Origin of the sequence: Xanthomonas sacchari (genome assembly GCF_040529065.1) — a bacterium.
GTDB classification, from domain to species: domain Bacteria; phylum Pseudomonadota; class Gammaproteobacteria; order Xanthomonadales; family Xanthomonadaceae; genus Xanthomonas_A; species Xanthomonas_A sacchari.
In genome coordinates this window covers 3,910,794-3,926,418 of record NZ_CP132343.1, presented here as the reverse complement: position 1 = coordinate 3,926,418, position 15,625 = coordinate 3,910,794, and the positions used below count along the sequence as shown (strand labels likewise).

The 15,625-nt window shown below is 68.2% G+C and carries 17 protein-coding genes; 9 read left to right on the top strand and 8 right to left on the bottom strand.

What is annotated here, in order from left to right:
* The first annotated feature begins 85 nt into the window (after positions 1-85).
* From RAB71_RS16520 to RAB71_RS16500, 5 genes are all read left to right on the top strand, one after another.
* Positions 86-487 (top strand): DUF4189 domain-containing protein, encoded by a 402-nt coding sequence (locus RAB71_RS16520; RefSeq protein WP_234006544.1) that lies wholly within the window; start codon positions 86-88, stop codon positions 485-487.
* A gap of 54 nt (positions 488-541) precedes the next feature.
* Positions 542-868 (top strand): hypothetical protein, encoded by a 327-nt coding sequence (locus RAB71_RS16515; protein ID WP_010340256.1) that lies wholly within the window; start codon positions 542-544, stop codon positions 866-868.
* A gap of 24 nt (positions 869-892) precedes the next feature.
* Positions 893-1,417: a hypothetical protein gene (locus RAB71_RS16510; protein ID WP_010340255.1), complete on the top strand. Its 525-nt coding sequence runs from the start codon at positions 893-895 to the stop codon at positions 1,415-1,417.
* Between the two features lie 70 nt (positions 1,418-1,487).
* The gene (locus RAB71_RS16505) at positions 1,488-2,078 is read left to right on the top strand and encodes a hypothetical protein (protein WP_050946507.1); all 591 of its coding nucleotides are present in this window, start codon (positions 1,488-1,490) and stop codon (positions 2,076-2,078) included.
* Positions 2,075-3,421: a hypothetical protein gene (locus RAB71_RS16500; RefSeq protein ID WP_081481866.1), complete on the top strand. Its 1,347-nt coding sequence runs from the start codon at positions 2,075-2,077 to the stop codon at positions 3,419-3,421. The genes RAB71_RS16505 and RAB71_RS16500 overlap by 4 nt, the downstream gene beginning before the upstream one ends.
* Before the next feature lie 127 nt (positions 3,422-3,548).
* Here the strand turns inward: RAB71_RS16500 and RAB71_RS16495 are convergent, their stop codons facing one another.
* The 3 genes from RAB71_RS16495 to RAB71_RS16485 all read right to left on the bottom strand — a co-directional run bounded on the left by RAB71_RS16495 (position 3,549) and on the right by RAB71_RS16485 (position 8,101).
* The gene (locus RAB71_RS16495; protein WP_010340251.1) at positions 3,549-5,537 is read right to left on the bottom strand and encodes a M2 family metallopeptidase; all 1,989 of its coding nucleotides are present in this window, start codon (positions 5,535-5,537) and stop codon (positions 3,549-3,551) included.
* Positions 5,538-5,663: 126 nt separating this feature from the next.
* Positions 5,664-7,325 carry a phosphoethanolamine transferase gene (locus RAB71_RS16490; protein WP_010340250.1) on the bottom strand — a complete coding sequence of 554 codons (1,662 nt, stop codon included), beginning with the start codon at positions 7,323-7,325 and terminating at the stop codon, positions 5,664-5,666.
* Positions 7,322-8,101, bottom strand: coding sequence for a phosphatase PAP2 family protein (locus RAB71_RS16485; RefSeq protein WP_029561714.1), 780 nt, complete (start codon positions 8,099-8,101; stop codon positions 7,322-7,324). Before RAB71_RS16485 ends, RAB71_RS16490 begins: the two co-directional genes overlap by 4 nt.
* 304 nt (positions 8,102-8,405) lie before the next feature.
* Here RAB71_RS16485 and RAB71_RS16480 point away from each other — a divergent pair, with 304 nt between their 5' ends.
* Together RAB71_RS16480 and RAB71_RS16475 are read left to right on the top strand one after the other, a co-directional pair.
* Positions 8,406-9,107 carry a response regulator transcription factor gene (locus RAB71_RS16480; RefSeq protein WP_010340248.1) on the top strand — a complete coding sequence of 234 codons (702 nt, stop codon included), beginning with the start codon at positions 8,406-8,408 and terminating at the stop codon, positions 9,105-9,107.
* Complete coding sequence (locus tag RAB71_RS16475) at positions 9,097-10,413, top strand: HAMP domain-containing sensor histidine kinase (protein WP_010340247.1); 1,317 nt, start codon at positions 9,097-9,099, stop codon at positions 10,411-10,413. The genes RAB71_RS16480 and RAB71_RS16475 overlap by 11 nt, the downstream gene beginning before the upstream one ends.
* Positions 10,414-10,417: 4 nt before the next feature.
* Here RAB71_RS16475 and RAB71_RS16470 read toward each other — a convergent pair whose 3' ends face one another.
* From RAB71_RS16470 to RAB71_RS16450, 5 genes are all read right to left on the bottom strand, one after another.
* Positions 10,418-10,909 (bottom strand): hypothetical protein, encoded by a 492-nt coding sequence (locus RAB71_RS16470; RefSeq protein ID WP_010340246.1) that lies wholly within the window; start codon positions 10,907-10,909, stop codon positions 10,418-10,420.
* Between the two features lie 126 nt (positions 10,910-11,035).
* Positions 11,036-11,293, bottom strand: coding sequence for a cell division topological specificity factor MinE (gene minE, locus RAB71_RS16465; RefSeq protein ID WP_010340245.1), 258 nt, complete (start codon positions 11,291-11,293; stop codon positions 11,036-11,038).
* Positions 11,294-11,295: 2 nt separating this feature from the next.
* Positions 11,296-12,105 carry a septum site-determining protein MinD gene (gene minD, locus RAB71_RS16460; RefSeq protein WP_010340244.1) on the bottom strand — a complete coding sequence of 270 codons (810 nt, stop codon included), beginning with the start codon at positions 12,103-12,105 and terminating at the stop codon, positions 11,296-11,298.
* 36 nt (positions 12,106-12,141) lie between these two features.
* The gene (gene minC, locus RAB71_RS16455; RefSeq protein ID WP_104609584.1) at positions 12,142-12,909 is read right to left on the bottom strand and encodes a septum site-determining protein MinC; all 768 of its coding nucleotides are present in this window, start codon (positions 12,907-12,909) and stop codon (positions 12,142-12,144) included.
* Between the two features lie 2 nt (positions 12,910-12,911).
* Positions 12,912-13,505: a GNAT family N-acetyltransferase gene (locus RAB71_RS16450; RefSeq protein WP_010341204.1), complete on the bottom strand. Its 594-nt coding sequence runs from the start codon at positions 13,503-13,505 to the stop codon at positions 12,912-12,914.
* A 140-nt stretch (positions 13,506-13,645) separates the two neighbouring features.
* Here RAB71_RS16450 and RAB71_RS16445 point away from each other — a divergent pair, with 140 nt between their 5' ends.
* Together RAB71_RS16445 and RAB71_RS16440 are read left to right on the top strand one after the other, a co-directional pair.
* The gene (locus tag RAB71_RS16445; RefSeq protein WP_041500026.1) at positions 13,646-14,836 is read left to right on the top strand and encodes a sensor histidine kinase; all 1,191 of its coding nucleotides are present in this window, start codon (positions 13,646-13,648) and stop codon (positions 14,834-14,836) included.
* Complete coding sequence (locus RAB71_RS16440; protein ID WP_010341202.1) at positions 14,836-15,477, top strand: response regulator transcription factor; 642 nt, start codon at positions 14,836-14,838, stop codon at positions 15,475-15,477. Before RAB71_RS16445 ends, RAB71_RS16440 begins: the two co-directional genes overlap by 1 nt.
* Positions 15,478-15,625: the final 148 nt, after the last annotated feature.

Genomic DNA, 15,625 nt, shown 5'->3' with positions numbered 1-15,625 from the left:
TCATGCAGAAGGTGGCTGCCCACCCGGCCAGTATCCAATAGGCGGTCAGGGGGCGGCTGGTTGCGCCCCGATTCCGCAGAGTCAGGTGGCCCCGCAGGAAGCTCCCCGACCGACGGGTTACTGGGTCAAGACCTGGGGTGCCATTGCCATGGGTGCGGGCGACGGCTGGAACAGCCTGGGGGTGACGACAGGCAAGGCATCGAAATCCGAAGCGGAGGCCGACGCGCTGAGGCGCTGCTCTTCCGATGGAGTGAAAGACTGCCGAATTGGCCTCACCTATCAGAACCAATGTGCCGCCGTCGCAGAGCCACAAATCGGCGGAAGGGCATATCTCGATGGTCTTACGAACTTTGTTGCGGCCGGTAGCGAAAAGGCCGCCGGCGATGTCGCGATGCAGCGTTGCGAGCAAGACAATCGCGCGGTCACCGGCATGCAATGCAAGGTCATCTACACCGCATGTTCCAAGGCGGTTTTCAAGCGCTATTGATGCCTGGCCTCAAGCGGGTCTGGAAGATTGGTAACCCATCAAGGAGAAAGGGTGGTGAAGAAGCGTGGATTGTTTCCCTTGGCGCTGCTGTCAGTGATGGCGTTGCCCTCGTCGGCGCAGACTGACGGCTACTATGAGTTCATTCCGTACTACAACAACGATCCCTTCCTCCTCTGCACGATCGGTGTGCCCAGCGACTGCTGGGCGCCGATCAATCCGGCCACGGGAGCGTTCACTGTCACCAACCCGTACTGCTACAACGCGTACTCGTCGGAGCTGTATGCGCGTGTCTGCCCCCATGCATTCACGAGCGGGAAGGTGGGGTCAGCGGCGGCGACACCGGGCTCTTCCGTGGTGCGGGACAGCGCTGCCGTTCCCTGACTTGGTCGATGCAGGAGCCGTGACATGTCCCACGTGCTGTGGTCGAAGGAGTGGCAGCTATGCGTGCGGCGCACGTGTGCGTTGCTGACCACGGCGCTGCTCGCACTGCTGCTCACCGCCGGGATGGCTGCGCTGGCCTACCGTCATGCGGGTGGCGCGGCGCTGCTGATGGCCCAGGCGTTGGCGGTGTTGGGTGCTCTGCTGCAACTGGGCATGGTGGGCATGCTAGCGCTGCTGGTCGTGCGCGCGTCGCGCGCCTGGTGGCGCCTGCGCTCCGGTGGCAAGCGCACGGTGCAGTCCAGGCAGTTGTGCCATGCCATCCTGCAGGTAGCCGGGATGACCCTGCCGATGTGGTTGTCCGCACTGGCGGCCGTCGCGCTGCCCGGTTCGCTGCCGCTCTTCATCCGGGTGCCGGAGCTGGGCTTGTCGTTGCTGATGTTGATCGCCTTGCTGCTGATGCAACGCCTGCACGTGCACCATGGCTGTCGCCGGCTGACCGACGCCCTCGCTGCCGCCGAGCATGCCGCGCGGCGCACCATCGTGGCCTGAGATTCTATCCGTGAAAGCCAAGATCCCCTGTGCTCTTTCCTTTCTGCTGTTGTTGACAGGATGCAACCCGATGAACACTGCCTCGGAGAATGCCGGCACGCCACGCGCGGAGGCCGGCGGCGACCCGGTGTACCGAAAGAACTCCCGTCCGACGCAAGCCTTCCGGATCACGATGACGATTGAAGACTCGCCTGGCGACTTTCGGTCCGTCAAGGGCGCAGCGTTCTATCGAATCACCAACTATGAACAATGCACGCCTGTGGATCCGGTTGCGGGTGCTTGGTCGAAGCAGCGAGAGGAGAGTGTGCCTGCGGCTTTCCAGAAGATCGACGACAAGACCTACGTGTCCACGATCTATGCCGATGGGATGGTGGACGCAGACTACTTCGGCAAGGGCATCTGCCACTGGGATCTGATGGGTGTGGGGATGTCGCTCAAAGCCTCGGGGACTGAGGACGAGACGAATTTCTCCCCCAGTCTGGAAAAGGTCCAGATCATGGATTCGAGTGCCAAGACCACCTATTTCTGGAAGGGCCACTATCCCAGGGAGGACGTGAAGAACTTCGCTGATGTCGGCAGTGCAAGCGTCGAAGATTTCAAGGAAAGTGCTCGCGACGATCTCTTCAAAGTCACCCTGTCGGCGCAGAAGGTGGAGCCGTGAAGCTCGCCGATCAGCAATATGCAGCGCTTGCCTATGACGTCTATTCGAAGCCCAGGCAAACGGGCGTCAACAGCCCTGAAGTGGACATCGGTGGCGTCTCCTACAGGCGGCTGGAATATGTGGATCGTCCTTCGGGTTATCAGGGAGTCCTCTACCAACGCGTCGATGATGGCCAACTAATCGTTGCCCACCGTGGCACGGAGTTCGATCGACAGCCCTTGCAGGATGGTGTGCTCGCCGACGGGGGCATGGTCGCTACACGGCACAACGCGCAGGTGGCTGATGCCCTCGACTTCACGCGCGAAGCCTTGGCGTATGCGAACACCCTTGGCAAGGGGCGCGAAGCTCCGGAGGTTTCCGTCACCGGTCACTCTCTCGGCGGAGCGCTGGCTCAGGCGAGCGCCCACCACTTCGGCCTGAAGGGCGAAACCTTCAACGCCTACGGCGCGGTCAGCCTGGATCGCCGCATTCCCGAAGGCGGCGCCGATGTCATCAACCACGTGATGGCCGGCGATCCCGTCAGCGCGGCCAGCCGGCATTACGGCCAAGTCCGCATCTACGCCACGCCTGAGGAAGTCGCGACGCTGCAGCGCGCCGGCTACGACAACAGCAAGGGAAGCTGGGAGGCACGCAACCCCTTCAGTGCGGTCGGCGGGTTGATCGTCGAGTCGCACCGCATGCACAACTTCCTGCCGGTGGACGGCAATGGGCGGCCCGACCGCTCCGTACTGGAAGATCCAGCGGCGCATCAGCGCGCCGCGCAGGACGCGCCGATGATCGGCAGGTACCGCGAGGATGTCGAATCCATGCGGATCGGCACCACGCTTCTGGCGCGCGGCGTGCGCGGGCTGGCTGGTGACGCCGTCAACGAACTGCGCGGACCACTGCCGCCGGGCGAAGACCGGCAGGGCATCAGTGCGCCGGAATGGTCGGAGCACATGCAGCGGCTGCATCTGCCGAAGAAGGACGCCCACGCGCCGCAGGGTTGGCATGTGCCGCTGAAGGTGCCGGAGCAAGGGGCGGCAGTGCGCGACGAAGACCCGCTGTTTTGTGCCATCAAGGCGCGATTCCCGGCCGCCACGCCGGATGCCACGCTGAGGCATGCCGCGGCGCAGGCCCAGCGCGACGGCATGACGCGGCCCGAGCAGATCAAGCACGTCATGGTCGACGGCTGCAGTGCCTGGATCGAAGGGGATACGCCGGGGTTCCGGGTGAAGGTCGATCTCTCTGTGGCGCCATCGCGACCGGAAGAGGTGATCGCCTCACCCGCCAAGGGCGGGGCGGCGCTCGCTTTGCCGCAGGCCGACAGCGACGCGCAGCAGGTATCCGCACGGACGCGATGAGCACTTCAGGCATGTCGCGGCTTCTTTGCCAGCCTGACTGATCTGCACGCCGCGCATCTCCCTTGCGCGCTTACCTGCACGGTCTGTCCTGACGGCTGCGCTTCGGCGTTGCGGCCGCCGCGCCGCATCAACCTTGCTTCTGCGCCGGCACTGCAGTGGGTTGCGCAGCCGCACTTGCCTCCCACCCGCACATCCGCCCCTGGTTCTGTTGCTTGAGCCACTCCTGCATCGGCGCGAAGTACTCCAGCAGCGGGCCGGCGTCGATGCGCTCGTTGCCGGTCAGTTCCTTGAGCGTGGCCTGCCAGGGCTGGCTGGCGCCGCGCTGCAACATCGACCAGAACTTCTGCCCGGCTTCCTTGTTGCCGTAGAAGGTGCACTCGTACAGCGGGCCCTTGTAGCCGGCGGCGTCGCACAGACTCTTGTAGAACTGGAACTGCAGGATGTGCGAGAGGAAGTAACGCGTGTACGGCGTGTTGGCCGGCACGTGGTACTTGGCGCCGGGGTCGAAGAAGTCCTCGCCGCGCGGTGTCGCCGGTGCCACGCCCTGGTACTTGGCCTTCAGCTCCCACCAGGCCTGGTTGTAGCGGTCCGGGGCGATCGAGCCGTCGAACACGCCCCAGCGCCAGCGATCGATCATCAGCCCGAACGGCAGGAACGCGACCTTGCTCAGGGCCATGCGCATCTGCGCGTTGATCAGCGCCTCGCGGCCGACCTGCGGCGCGTCGACCAGGCCGATCGAATGCAGGTACTGCGGGGTCATCGCCAGCACCACGGTGTCGCCGATGGCTTCGTGGAAGCCGTCGTTGGCGCCGCCCTGGAACAGCGGCGGCAGCGGGTTGTAGGCCAGGTCGTAATAGACGTGGCCGAGTTCGTGGTAGATGGTGGTGAAGTCCTCTTCGGTCGGCTTGACGCACATCTTGGTGCGCACGTCGCCGGCCATGTCCATGTCCCAGGCGCTGGCGTGGCAGACCACGTCGCGGTCCAGCGGCTTGATGAACTGGCTGCGCGTCCAGTACGTGTCGGGCAGCTTGGGCATGGCCAGCGAGGTGTAGAAATCCTGCGCGCGCTCGGTCATTTGCCGTGCGCTGAGCAACTGCGCCTCGCGCTGGGCCATGAACCGCGCTTCCGGCGAGGTGTCGCCGTTGCGCCGCGCCAGCGCCGCGCTCAGGTTGCCCTGGTACTGCCGCTCCAGCGCGTCGGTGATGTCCAGGCTGCCGGCGCCGGGGTAGGGCTGCAGCAGGTCCCACAGGTTGCTCCAGTCCTGCTGCCACATGTTGCCCATCAGGTGCGCCGGCAGCAGGCCGCCGGCCAGTTCGCCCTTGTCCTTGCCGTACTCGGCGTCGAGCTTGCCGCGCGCGTAGCAGTGCAACTGTTCGTACAGCGGCTTGACTTGGGTCCACAGCCGGTCGGTTTCGGCGGCGAGCTGCGCGGGCGGCATATCGTAGCCGCTGCGCCACAGCGCGCCGGTGTCGGCGTAGCCCATGTCGCGCGCGCCTTCGTTGACCAGTTCGACGAAGCGCTGGTAGTCCTTGCGCATCGGTTGCACGGCGCCATGCCAGCCCTGCCAGGCATCCAGTTGCTGGTCGTAGTCGCGGCTGCGGCGCAGCACGTCCTCCAGTTCGCCCAACTGCCGGCAACGGCGCGCGTCGCCCTCGCCGGTGCAGTAGGACGCGGCGCCGTAGGCGCCTTCCATCTTCGTCGCCAGGGCGGCCAGTTCGCCCAGCCGCGCCGGATCGCGCGGCGCCGGCATCGCGGTCATCTGCTGCAGCAGACGCAGCGCGCGGGCGCTGTCGGCCGACATCGGCTTGCCGTCGTAGCGCCGCGCCTGCGCGATCCAGCCGTTGAGCGTGGTCAGCCAGCGCGCATTGGCCTTGGCCGCCAGCCGCTCGCTGTCGCCGTTGATGTAGGTGGCCGACAGCCATTGCGCCGCGGTCAGTTCCGGCAACAGCGCGCGGTATTCCTCGTTGATGCGGGCGACGAACTGGTCGGCGCTTTCGCCCTCGGGCTGTGCTGCGGCCGGGGCGGCGGTGTCGGCCGCGGGTTCCTTGCGGCAGGCGGACAGCGTCAGCAGGCTCGCGCCGAGACACAGCGCGAGCAGCGGAGAGCGGTGGTTCACGGCGAATCCTTGCAGGGCGATTGCCCGGAAGGCTAGTGGGCCGCCCGCACCGCCGCAAGTTCGGGCGGCACGCCCTCGGCTGCGCCGCCGCGTCCGATCACGCCAGGGCGGTGCGTGGACGCTCGGTCATTGCGGCTTGGCGCACTGCGCGAACAGGTCGCGCGCGCGGTCGTAGACGCCGGTCCTGACTTGCATCAGGCCCAGCACCGACGGGAACAGGTTGTCCTGGTCGGCGTAGCGGCGCGATCGCGCCTGCAGGCAGGCCAGGTCCAGGCCGCGCGCGCTGGCGAAGCCCGGCGAGAACCACATCACCATCGGCACGTGGGTCTGCTCCTGCGGCGCGATCGCATAGGGCACGCCGTGCAGGTACAGGCCCTTTTCGCCCAGCGACTCGCCGTGGTCGGAGAGGTAGAGCATGGCCGTGTCGTAGTCGGGCATGGCCTGCAGCGCGTCGATGGTGCGCGCCAGCAGATGGTCGGTGTACAGCAGCGAGTTGTCGTAGGCGTTGGTGATCAGCTCGCGGCTGCAGTTGCCCAGGTCGGCGGTGTCGCAGGTCGGGGTGAAGCGGCGGAACGCGGCCGGGTAGCGCTCGAAGTAGCTGGGGCCGTGGCTGCCGAGCTGGTGCAGCACCACCACGCGGTCGCCGGGCTTGGCGCGCACCTGCGCGGCCAGGTCCTGCAGCAGGATCTCGTCCATGCAGCGCCCGTCCTTGCACAACTGCGGATCCTTGGCGTCGTCCAGGTGCTGGATCTGCAGACCGTCGCACACGCCCTTGCAGCCGGACTGGTTGTCGCGCCACAGCGTGCTGATGCCGGCGTGCTCGAGCACGTGCAGCAGCGACTGGTGCTTGCGGATGTTGCTCTCGTTGTAGTCGTGGCGGCCGAACGGCGAGAACATGCACGGCACCGACACCTCGGTGCTGGTGCCGCAGGAGTGCATGTCGGGGAAGTTGATCACGTCGCGCTTGGCCAGCTCCGGCGTGGTCTGCCGCGCATAGCCGTTGAGGCCCCAGTTCTGCGCGCGGGCGGTCTCGCCCAGCACCACCACCAGCAGCCGCGGCTTGCTGCCCGGCGCGCGCGCGGTGGCCTTGGCGTCGTGTTCCAGCGGCAGCTTCGGCGCCTTGCGCGTGGGGCTGTCGGACTTGAAGTTCTGCCGCAGCGCGACCAGGTAGTTGATCGGCGTGGCCAGGTAGCGGATCTCGCGATGGTTGCGCATCATCGCCGACAGGTCCTGGAACGAGAGCATCGCAGCGATGCCGCCCAGCGCCAGCATGCCGACCAGGAAGCCGGCGCGGATCGCCAGCGCCTTCAGCGGCGAACGCCGGATCAGCCGCACCCGCCACAGCACCAGGATCGGCAGCGCCGCGTAGAACAGCAGCGGCGCGATCAGCGCAGGCGTCATCAGCTCGCGCGATTCCTTGTGGTCGGTGGCCAGCACGTTGCGCAGCATGTCCGCGTCCAGGTAGACGCTGTAGCTGTTCATGTAGTGCGCGGCGAACGCGGTGGTGATCAGCAGCACCGTCAGCACCGGCTTGGCGATGCCGCGCCACAGCAGCAGGCCGAGCAGCAGGCCGTGCACCGCCAGCAGCAGCAGGAACAGCGACAGCGCCAGCTTGACATCGCCGCCGTGGCCGCTCATCGCGCTGCGCCAGAACATGCCGTTGCAGGCCAGGGCGAAGAACGCGCTGGCCGCCAGCGCCAACATCTCGTTGCTCAACTGCGGACGCCAGGCCCACCAGCGAGCACGGGATGCGGTGGACGGCGAGGGCGGTGCGACGGATCGGCTCATGCGGCGGTATCGTTGAAGGTGGAGGGGCGTCGATCGGCCTGCGGCGAGTTCGCGCGCGGCCACAGCATCGCCCGGTACAGGCCCAGTGCCACGCCCCAGCACAGGGCCAGCGTCCACAGGTCGTGCGACATGAAATGCGCGCCGCGCAGCTGTTGGCCGAGACCGAACAGCAAGCCTCCCCCGAGGCCGATCGCCAGCGCTGGCCAACGCCAGGCCGGCTTGAGCGCCAACGCGACGAAGTACAGCCCCACCCAGGCATAGCCGGCACTGGAATGACCGGCGGGGAAGCATACCCCGCGCGGCATGCCCGCCGGGCGGGCCTCGAACAGGCCCACGAAGATCCGCTCGCCGCCATAGCGGGTCAGGTCCCAGGGGCAGTCCATGTGGGTCACCGACTTCAGCAGCGACACCACCCCGGTGCTCAGCCCCACCGCCAGCAACAGGTACAGCAGCGGCAGCCGGTAGCGGCGGCCATCGGGACGGCGCCAGGCCCACACCGCCAGCGCGGCGGTCACCGCCCACGCTGCGGCGCTGAGCATCTTGCCGTCGTGGTGGATCAGGCTACGGGTCAGCGCCGCATCCTTCAGCGCCCACTGTCCGCCTTCCCAGCGATACAGCAGGTCGGCGATCCAGAAATCCCCGCCCAGACCCATCAGTGCCGTGCTCGCCAGCAGCACCAGCGCCAGCGGCACCCACAGGTGGGAAAGATAGAAGTACCGGCGCGCGCCGAGGTCGGGCGCCGCCGCAGCGGATAATCGCAGGGGCGTACTGATCATGGTCGACGAAAGCGGCCAGGGACGGCGGGAAAGTGGGGGCATGGTCGGGTTGGCGGTGTCGGATAGCTGTCGGAACTGCCGGTGAGAGGACCAGGGCTTCAGCGAAGGTTGCGCACGGCCGCGGTGATGCAAGCGCCGGGCCATAGGAGTCTGTGGCCGGCGCGAATTCCAGCCTGAGGGCGTCGTGTTGGGATTCCTTCCAGGTTTTGTCGAGATTCGATCAAGGGAGCGCGGCCGTTCTGACTTCGTTCCGACACGCTTCCGCTAGCATGGGCAGGTCCGTCCCCCGAATTCGAGCGCGCCCATGCGGCTGCTGGTCATAGAAGACAACCGGAACCTGGTCGCCAACCTGTTCGACTACTTCGAGGTGCGCGGCCACACCCTGGATGCGGCGCCGGACGGCGTCACCGGGCTGCACCTGGCCACCACCCAGCGCTACGACGCGCTGATCCTGGACTGGATGCTGCCGCGCTTGGACGGCCAGCAGGTGCTGCGCGCGCTGCGCGAGGAACACCATGCCGACGTGCCGGTGATCATGCTGACCGCGCGCGACGAGCTGCCGGACAAGATCGCCGGCTTCCGTGCCGGCGCCGACGACTACCTGACCAAGCCGTTCGCGCTGCCGGAACTGGAAGTGCGGCTGGAGGCGCTGCTGGTGCGCGCCAGCGGCCGCGGCCGCAGCAAGCTGCTGCGCGTGGGCGACCTGCAGCTGGACCTGTCCACGCTGGAAGTGACCCGTGGCGGCCGCACGCTGCACCTGTACCCGGCCTGCCGCAAGCTGCTGGAAGTGCTGATGCAGGCCAGCCCGGCCGCGGTCACCCGCGATCGCCTGGAGCAGGCGCTTTGGGGCGACGAGCCACCGGACGGGGACATGCTGCGTTCGCACATCTACGACCTGCGCCGCAGCGTCGATGGTCCGTTCGCCGCCAAGCTGATCCACACCCTGCCGCGCATCGGCTACCGCCTGGCGGTGGTCGGTCCCCATGAGGGCGAGCATGCCGACTAGGGCCGGGCTGCGGCAGCGGCTGACCCTGTGGCTGGTGGGCTACGCGGCGCTGCTGTCGCTGGCGGTGTTCGTGCATGGCTACATCGTCAACGACCAGGCCGAGCAGCTCACCTGGCGCTCGCTGCTGACCTCCGAGCTGGACCACTTCCTGGCGCGCAGCGCGGCCGACCCGGACTATCGCTGGATCGACACCCGCACGGTCAGCCTGTACGGCGACGAGGGCGGCGCACCGCTGCCGCCGGCGGTAGCGGCGCTGGGCCCCGGCCTGCATGACGAAGTGCAACTGGAAGGCAGCGAGAAGGTGGTGCTGGTGCAGGACGTGCGCGGCCGCCGCCTGGCGCTGGCGCTGGACATCACCGAACTGCACGACCACGAGGACAACCTGGCGCTGTGGATGCTGGTGTCCAACGCGGTGGCGGTGCTGCTGCTCGGCGCGCTGGTGGCCTGGGGCATGGGCCGGGTGGTGCAGCCGCTGATCGACATGGCCCAGCGCATCGGCAGCCTGCGCCCGGACCGGCCCGGGCAGCGCATCGAGGTGCATCCGCGCGCCAGCGCCGAGCAGGTGGTGATCGCCGAGGCGCTGAACGACTACCTGGCGCGCAACGACCTGTTCGTGGAGCGCGAGCGCGCCTTCATCGACAGCACCAGCCACGAACTGCGCACGCCGGTGGCGGTGATCGGCGGCGCCGCCGAGCTGGCGCTGGAGCAGCACGACGTGCCGCCCAGCGTGCGCAACCAGTTGCTGCGCATCCGCCGCACCGCCAGCGGCGTCGGCCAACTCATCTCGCTGCTGCTGGTGCTGGCCAAGGATCCGGCGCGGATGGCGCGCGGCAGCGACCTGGTGCGACTGGACCAGTTGCTGCCGGAGATCGTCGAGGACCATCGGCACCTGTGTGCGGACAAGCGCCTGGAACTGGCGCTGGCGCCGATGCCGGCGTGCGAGGTGGAGACGCCGCTGGCGATCCTGCAGGTCGCCATCGGCAACCTGCTGCGCAACGCCATCGAGAACAGCGACAAGGGCCGCATCGAGATCACCATGCCGGCGCCGGGCGTGGTCTGCATCGACGATCCCGGCCACGGCATGAGCCCGGAAGAGATCAGCGCGATCTACATGCGCATGGCGCGCGGCGGCGGCAGCCGCGAGGGCAGCGGCATCGGCCTGGACCTGATCGCGCGGCTGTGCGAGCACCTGGGCTGGGCGCTGCACCTGGATTCGCTGGCTGGCAGCGGCACCCGCGCCACCCTGGACCTGAGCAGCGCGCTGAAGCGCCCCGGCGCATCGCCGCCAGCGCCCGCGTCGGCGTGACCGGCTAGTCCGGCAGCAGCCCGCGTTGCGCCAGCCAGGCACGCGCGTCGTCGGCGTCCTGCTCGAACCAGGCGCGGGTGGAGCCGAGCCGGTAGGTGTAGCCCCAGGCGTCCATGTCCGCCATCAGCCGCGCGCGGCCCACCCCGGGCAGGGCGTCGGCCAGCACGATCTGCAGGTAGCAGGTGGCGTCTTCCTCTTCCACCGAGTCGGTGGCGTCGGTATGCACCTGCGCGCGCCGCTGCGGCGGCAGCACGATCAGGTGGCAGGCTTCGTGCAGCAGCGAATGCACCGGCGTGTCGTCGCGCACGTAGACGTCGCTGGCGATCACCCCGGCCTCCGGCTCGCCCCAGTAGCTGCCGGGAATGGCGGCGCCGTCGGCGACGCGGTGCAGGGTCAGCCCGAAGCCGGCCAGCAGCGCGCGCGGCGCGTCCAGGCCGATCGCGCCCACGGTCAGCACCTTGGCGGAGGCAGCGGGGAGGGCGGCGTCGGTCTGCATCGTGTGGAGGTCGTCGGGATGGAAAAGGCGCGGAGGGCGCGCCCGATCACGGCAGGCGCAGCGCGTCGCAGCGCCGGCCCGGATCGACGCGTCAGCCGCGGCGGCTGCCACGGCCGACGCGTGGCCTCAGGGCGTCGGTCCTTCCGGCAGGGCGACGGAGATGTCGAGCACGTCGTGCTCGCCGTCCTTGACCAGGTCCACCTTGACCGCGTCGGCGTCGATGTTGACGTACTTCTTGATCACTTCCAGCAGCTCGCGCTGCAGCAGCGGCAGGTAGTCCGGGCCGCCGCGGTGGCTGCGTTCCTGCGCGATGATGATCTGCAGGCGGTTCTTCGCGGTCTCGGCGGTGTTCTTCTTGGTCTTGAGGAAATCGAATAGTCCCATGCTCACCCTCCGAACAACTTGGTGAAGAAGCCCTTCTTCTCCACGGAGATGAAACGCATCGGACGTTCCTCGCCGAGAATGCGCGCCACGGCGTCCTCGTAGGCCTGGCCGGCCGGGGATTCGGCGTCCAGGATCACCGGCTCGCCCTTGTTGGAGGCATTGAGCACGTCGCCGGATTCGGGGATCACGCCGATCGCCTTCAGGCCGAGCACTTCTTCCACGTCGCCGATGCTGAGCATCTCGCCGGTTTCCACGCGCGCCGGGCTGTAGCGGGTCAGCAGCAGGAACGCGGGCAGGCTCTTGCCGCTCTCGGCCTTGTGGGTCTTGGAGTCGAGCAGGCCGAGGATGCGATCGGAGTCGCGCACCGAGGACACTTCCGGGTTGACCACCACCACCGCGCGGTCGGCGAAGTACATCGCCAGGAACGCGCCCTTCTCGATGCCGGCCGGCGAATCGCAGACGATGTAGTCGAAGCCGTCGGCGGCCAGGTCCTTGAGCACCTTCTCCACGCCTTCCTGGGTCAGCGCGTCCTTGTCGCGGGTCTGCGAGGCGGCCAGCACGAACAGGTTGTCGAAGCGCTTGTCCTTGATCAGCGCCTGCTTCAGCGTGGCTTCGTTGTGCACCACGTTGACGAAGTCGTACACCACGCGGCGCTCGCAGCCCATGATCAGGTCGAGGTTGCGCAGGCCCACGTCGAAGTCGATCACGGCGACCTTCTTGCCGCGTCGCGCCAGCCCGCAGGCCAGGCTCGCGCTGGTGGTGGTCTTGCCGACGCCGCCCTTGCCGGAGGTGACAACGATAATTTCAGCCAAAGGACTATCTCCTGATACGTTCGAGGTTGGGCCGCGTCAGTCTTGCGCGGCGATCATGATCTGGTCCTGCTCCAGCCAGACCTGGACGGCCTTGCCACGCAGTTCCTTGGGAATATCGTCCAGCACCTTGTAGTGGCCGGCAATGGCGACCAGTTCGGCGTGAAAATCGCGGCAGAAGATCCGCGCCTCGGTGTTGCCCTGGGCGCCGGCCAGCGCACGGCCGCGCAGCGTGCCGTAGATGTGGATGCTGCCGTCGGAGATCACCTCGGCGCCGGCGCCGACGGTGGCCATCACGGTCAGGTCGCAGTTCTCCGCGTACAGCTGCTGCCCGGAGCGCACCGCGTTCTTCTGCATGCGCCCGGGTTGCGGACGCGCCGCCGGAGCGGGCGGCGGCGGAGGCGGGGGCGGGGGCGGCGGCGAGACCGGTGCCGCTGCGGCGGCGGGCGCGCCGCCATCGAAGCGCTCGTACTGCGCGCGGAACTTGGCCAGCAGCGGCAGGCCCAGCGCCACCGACAGCTCCTCGATCTCGCGGGTGCCGTAGGCCAGCGCCACCGGCAGCACGCCGGCGTCGCGCAGCCCGTCCAGCAGCGCCTGCGCGGTGGCCACGTCCGGGGTCTGCGCCAGGCCGCCGAAATCGATGATCACCGCGGCACGGCCGAACAGCTTGGGCGCGCGCTGCACGCGCTCGCGCATCTCCTGGCTCAGCCGCGCCACGTCCAGCGTACGCACGCGCAGGTTGGCGATGCCGACCTGGCCGATCTTCAGTTCGCCGGCCTGCTCGAAGTCCAGATTCACCGACGACACGCTCAGGTCCCGGTCGGGCGCTGTGCCCGCTGCAGACGATGGGCATGGCCAGCCCAGGGCAGGTCGGGCAGGGTGTCGCCATAGGTTTCGCGCACCCAGGCGTAACTGCACAGGTCCTTCAACAGCATGCTCGCACGCACCTCCACTTCGTTCATCGTGTTCTGGCCCACTTCGCGGAAGCCGAAGCTGCCATGGAACAGCAGCGCCGCATCGGCGCCGTGATCCAGAAAAACCTCGCACGCCAGTTGCGGATAGCGCAACTCGGCGTAGCTCTGCACGTCGGCGTAGAACGCCCGGCCGACGCCGCCGCCGCGGCGGCGGCTGGCCACCACGATGCGGTCGATATAGAAAAACTGCGGGTAGCGCTCGCGGAACCAGGCGAAATTGCTGCTGTCGTGGTCGCTGTCGCTGCCGAAGCCGACCAGGAAGCCGGCCAGGTTGCCGTCGCGCTCGGCGACGCGGAAGTACTCTGCGGTTTCGTAGAAGCGGTGCAGCTTGGCCGAATCCAGCGGCAGGATCGCCAGTCCGGCGTTGTTGTTCAGGGCCAGGACCGAATCGAGCTCGTGCTCGCGCACGTCGCGGATGACGATCGACATTGAGACTCCATTGCTGATGCGCGCGCGGCCCCGTGCGGACCGCAGGGGCGGATTATCGCACGCGCGACCCGGGGCGGCGAGCCGCGCCGGCATGACTTCCGTGGGAGTGCAATGCGCGCCGTTCATCCTAAGATGGCTGCATGTTGGGATATCTCAGCCATACCCGCGTTCTGCGCTATGCCGGCCTGTTCACCTGGGCCGTCATCTGCATGCCGTTGCTGTACCTGTACTGGGAGCCGGTCGAGGAATCGGGACGGATGCCCAGCGGCGAGGTGTGGCTGCTGCTGACCAGCTACCTGGGCTTCGGCGTGGTCTATTTCCTGCTGACCCGGCGCCTGCACAGCGGCGACGGCGTGCGCTGGTACGACCGCGGCATGCTGGTGCTGCTGACCATCTGCGCGCTGGCGGTCGGCTATCTGCACCGCTCGGGGCTGGGCAGCATCCTGATGATGGTCGCGGCGGGGGTGATCCCTTGGCTGCTGCCTGTGCGCGCCGGCGTGGCCTGGCTGCTGCTGAGCCAGCTGGCGGTGCTGCCGGTGTACCTGACCATCGGCTTCCCGCCGTTCGAGGCGCTGATGCAATCGCTGCTGTACGGCGGCTTTTCCATGTTCATCTTCGTCACCAGCCTGGTCGCGCGCCAGCAGACCCAGGCGCGGGAGGAGCAGCGCCAGCTCAACGCCGAGCTGCGCGCCACCCGCGCGCTGCTGGCCGAGAGCGCCCGGGTCAACGAGCGCACCCGCATCTCGCGCGAACTGCACGACCTGCTCGGCCACCACCTGACCGCGCTGAGCCTGAACCTGGAAGTGGCCGGCCACATCACCGAGGGCCGTGCGCAGGAGCATGTGCAGCAGGCGCATACCCTCGCCAAGCTGCTGCTGACCGACGTGCGCGAGGCGGTGAGCCAGTTGCGCGACAGCGGCGCGATCGACCTGGCGGCGGCGCTGCGGCCGCTGGCCGAGCGGGTGCCGTCGCTGCAGATCCACCTGCAGGTGGAGGAGCCGCTGACCGTGGAGGATCCCGAGCGCGCACACGTGTTGCTGCGCTGCACCCAGGAAATCATCACCAACGCGGTGCGCCACGCCCAGGCCGACAATCTGTGGATCGAGGTGCGCCGCGACGGCCCGCAGGTGGTGATCCAGGCGCGCGACGACGGCCGCGGGTGCGAGACCCTGGCCCCCGGCAACGGCCTGCGCGGCATGCGCGAGCGCCTGAGCCAGTACGGCGGCAGCCTGGACGTGGCGGCCGCGCCCGGTGCGGGCTTCCGCCTGCGGGCCGCCGTTCCCGGCGCCGCCACCCTGCTGCCGCCCGCCGTTTCCCAAGGAGTGCTGTGATGATCCGTGTGTGTCTGGTCGACGATCAAACCCTGGTGCGGCAGGGCATCCGCTCGCTGCTGGCGCTGGACGGCGGCATCGAGGTGGTGGCCGAGGCCAGCGACGGCCGCCAGGCGGTGGAACTGATCCCGCAGGTGCTGCCCGACGTGGTGCTGATGGACATGCGCATGCCCTCGATGTCCGGGCTGGAGGCGCTGCAGGTGCTGTCGCGGGCCGCGGCGCTGCCGCCGACCATCATCCTGACCACCTTCGACGACGACCAGTTGGTCCTCGCCGGGCTCAAGGCCGGGGCCAAGGGTTATCTGCTCAAGGACGTGTCGCTGGAGCAACTGGTCGGCGCGATCCGCACCGTGGCCGCCGGCGGCTCGCTGGTGCAGCCGGCGGTGACCCAGCGCCTGCTGTCGGGCCTGGAGCACATGCGCAACGACTTCGTCAGCCTGGACCGGCCCGATCCGCTGACCGACCGCGAGACCGAGATCCTGCGGCTGATGGCCAGCGGCTTCTCCAACAAGGAGATCGCCAACTCGCTGGGCGTGGCCGAGGGCACGATCAAGAACCACGTCTCCAACATCCTGTCCAAGCTGGGCGTGCGCGACCGCACCCGGGCGGTGCTGAAGGCGTTCGAGCTGCAACTGGTCTGAGGAACAGGATGCCCGGCCCGGCGCAGTGGGTGGTCTGAACGAGACAGGATGACGGCCCGCGGAGGCCGATAGCGCGCACGTCGGGCCGGTCCGGTGCAGCCGGGTGCCATGCACTAGATGCGGCCACAGCAGGGGCGAGACTGTCCCG

What these genes read in the sequence shown, in the direction of transcription:
- RAB71_RS16510 (WP_010340255.1), top strand. Translation starts at nt 893, where the DNA reads ATGTCCCACGTGCTGTGGTCGAAGGAGTGGCAGCTATGCGTGCGGCGC.
- RAB71_RS16505 (WP_050946507.1), top strand. Translation starts at nt 1,488, where the DNA reads ATGAACACTGCCTCGGAGAATGCCGGCACGCCACGCGCGGAGGCCGGC.
- RAB71_RS16490 (WP_010340250.1), bottom strand. Translation starts at nt 7,325, where the DNA reads ATGAGCCGATCCGTCGCACCGCCCTCGCCGTCCACCGCATCCCGTGCT.
- RAB71_RS16485 (WP_029561714.1), bottom strand. Translation starts at nt 8,101, where the DNA reads ATGATCAGTACGCCCCTGCGATTATCCGCTGCGGCGGCGCCCGACCTC.
- RAB71_RS16480 (WP_010340248.1), top strand. Translation starts at nt 8,406, where the DNA reads ATGCGGCTGCTGGTCATAGAAGACAACCGGAACCTGGTCGCCAACCTG.
- RAB71_RS16475 (WP_010340247.1), top strand. Translation starts at nt 9,097, where the DNA reads ATGCCGACTAGGGCCGGGCTGCGGCAGCGGCTGACCCTGTGGCTGGTG.
- RAB71_RS16470 (WP_010340246.1), bottom strand. Translation starts at nt 10,909, where the DNA reads ATGCAGACCGACGCCGCCCTCCCCGCTGCCTCCGCCAAGGTGCTGACC.
- minE (WP_010340245.1), bottom strand. Translation starts at nt 11,293, where the DNA reads ATGGGACTATTCGATTTCCTCAAGACCAAGAAGAACACCGCCGAGACC.
- RAB71_RS16450 (WP_010341204.1), bottom strand. Translation starts at nt 13,505, where the DNA reads ATGTCGATCGTCATCCGCGACGTGCGCGAGCACGAGCTCGATTCGGTC.
- RAB71_RS16445 (WP_041500026.1), top strand. Translation starts at nt 13,646, where the DNA reads ATGTTGGGATATCTCAGCCATACCCGCGTTCTGCGCTATGCCGGCCTG.
- RAB71_RS16440 (WP_010341202.1), top strand. Translation starts at nt 14,836, where the DNA reads ATGATCCGTGTGTGTCTGGTCGACGATCAAACCCTGGTGCGGCAGGGC.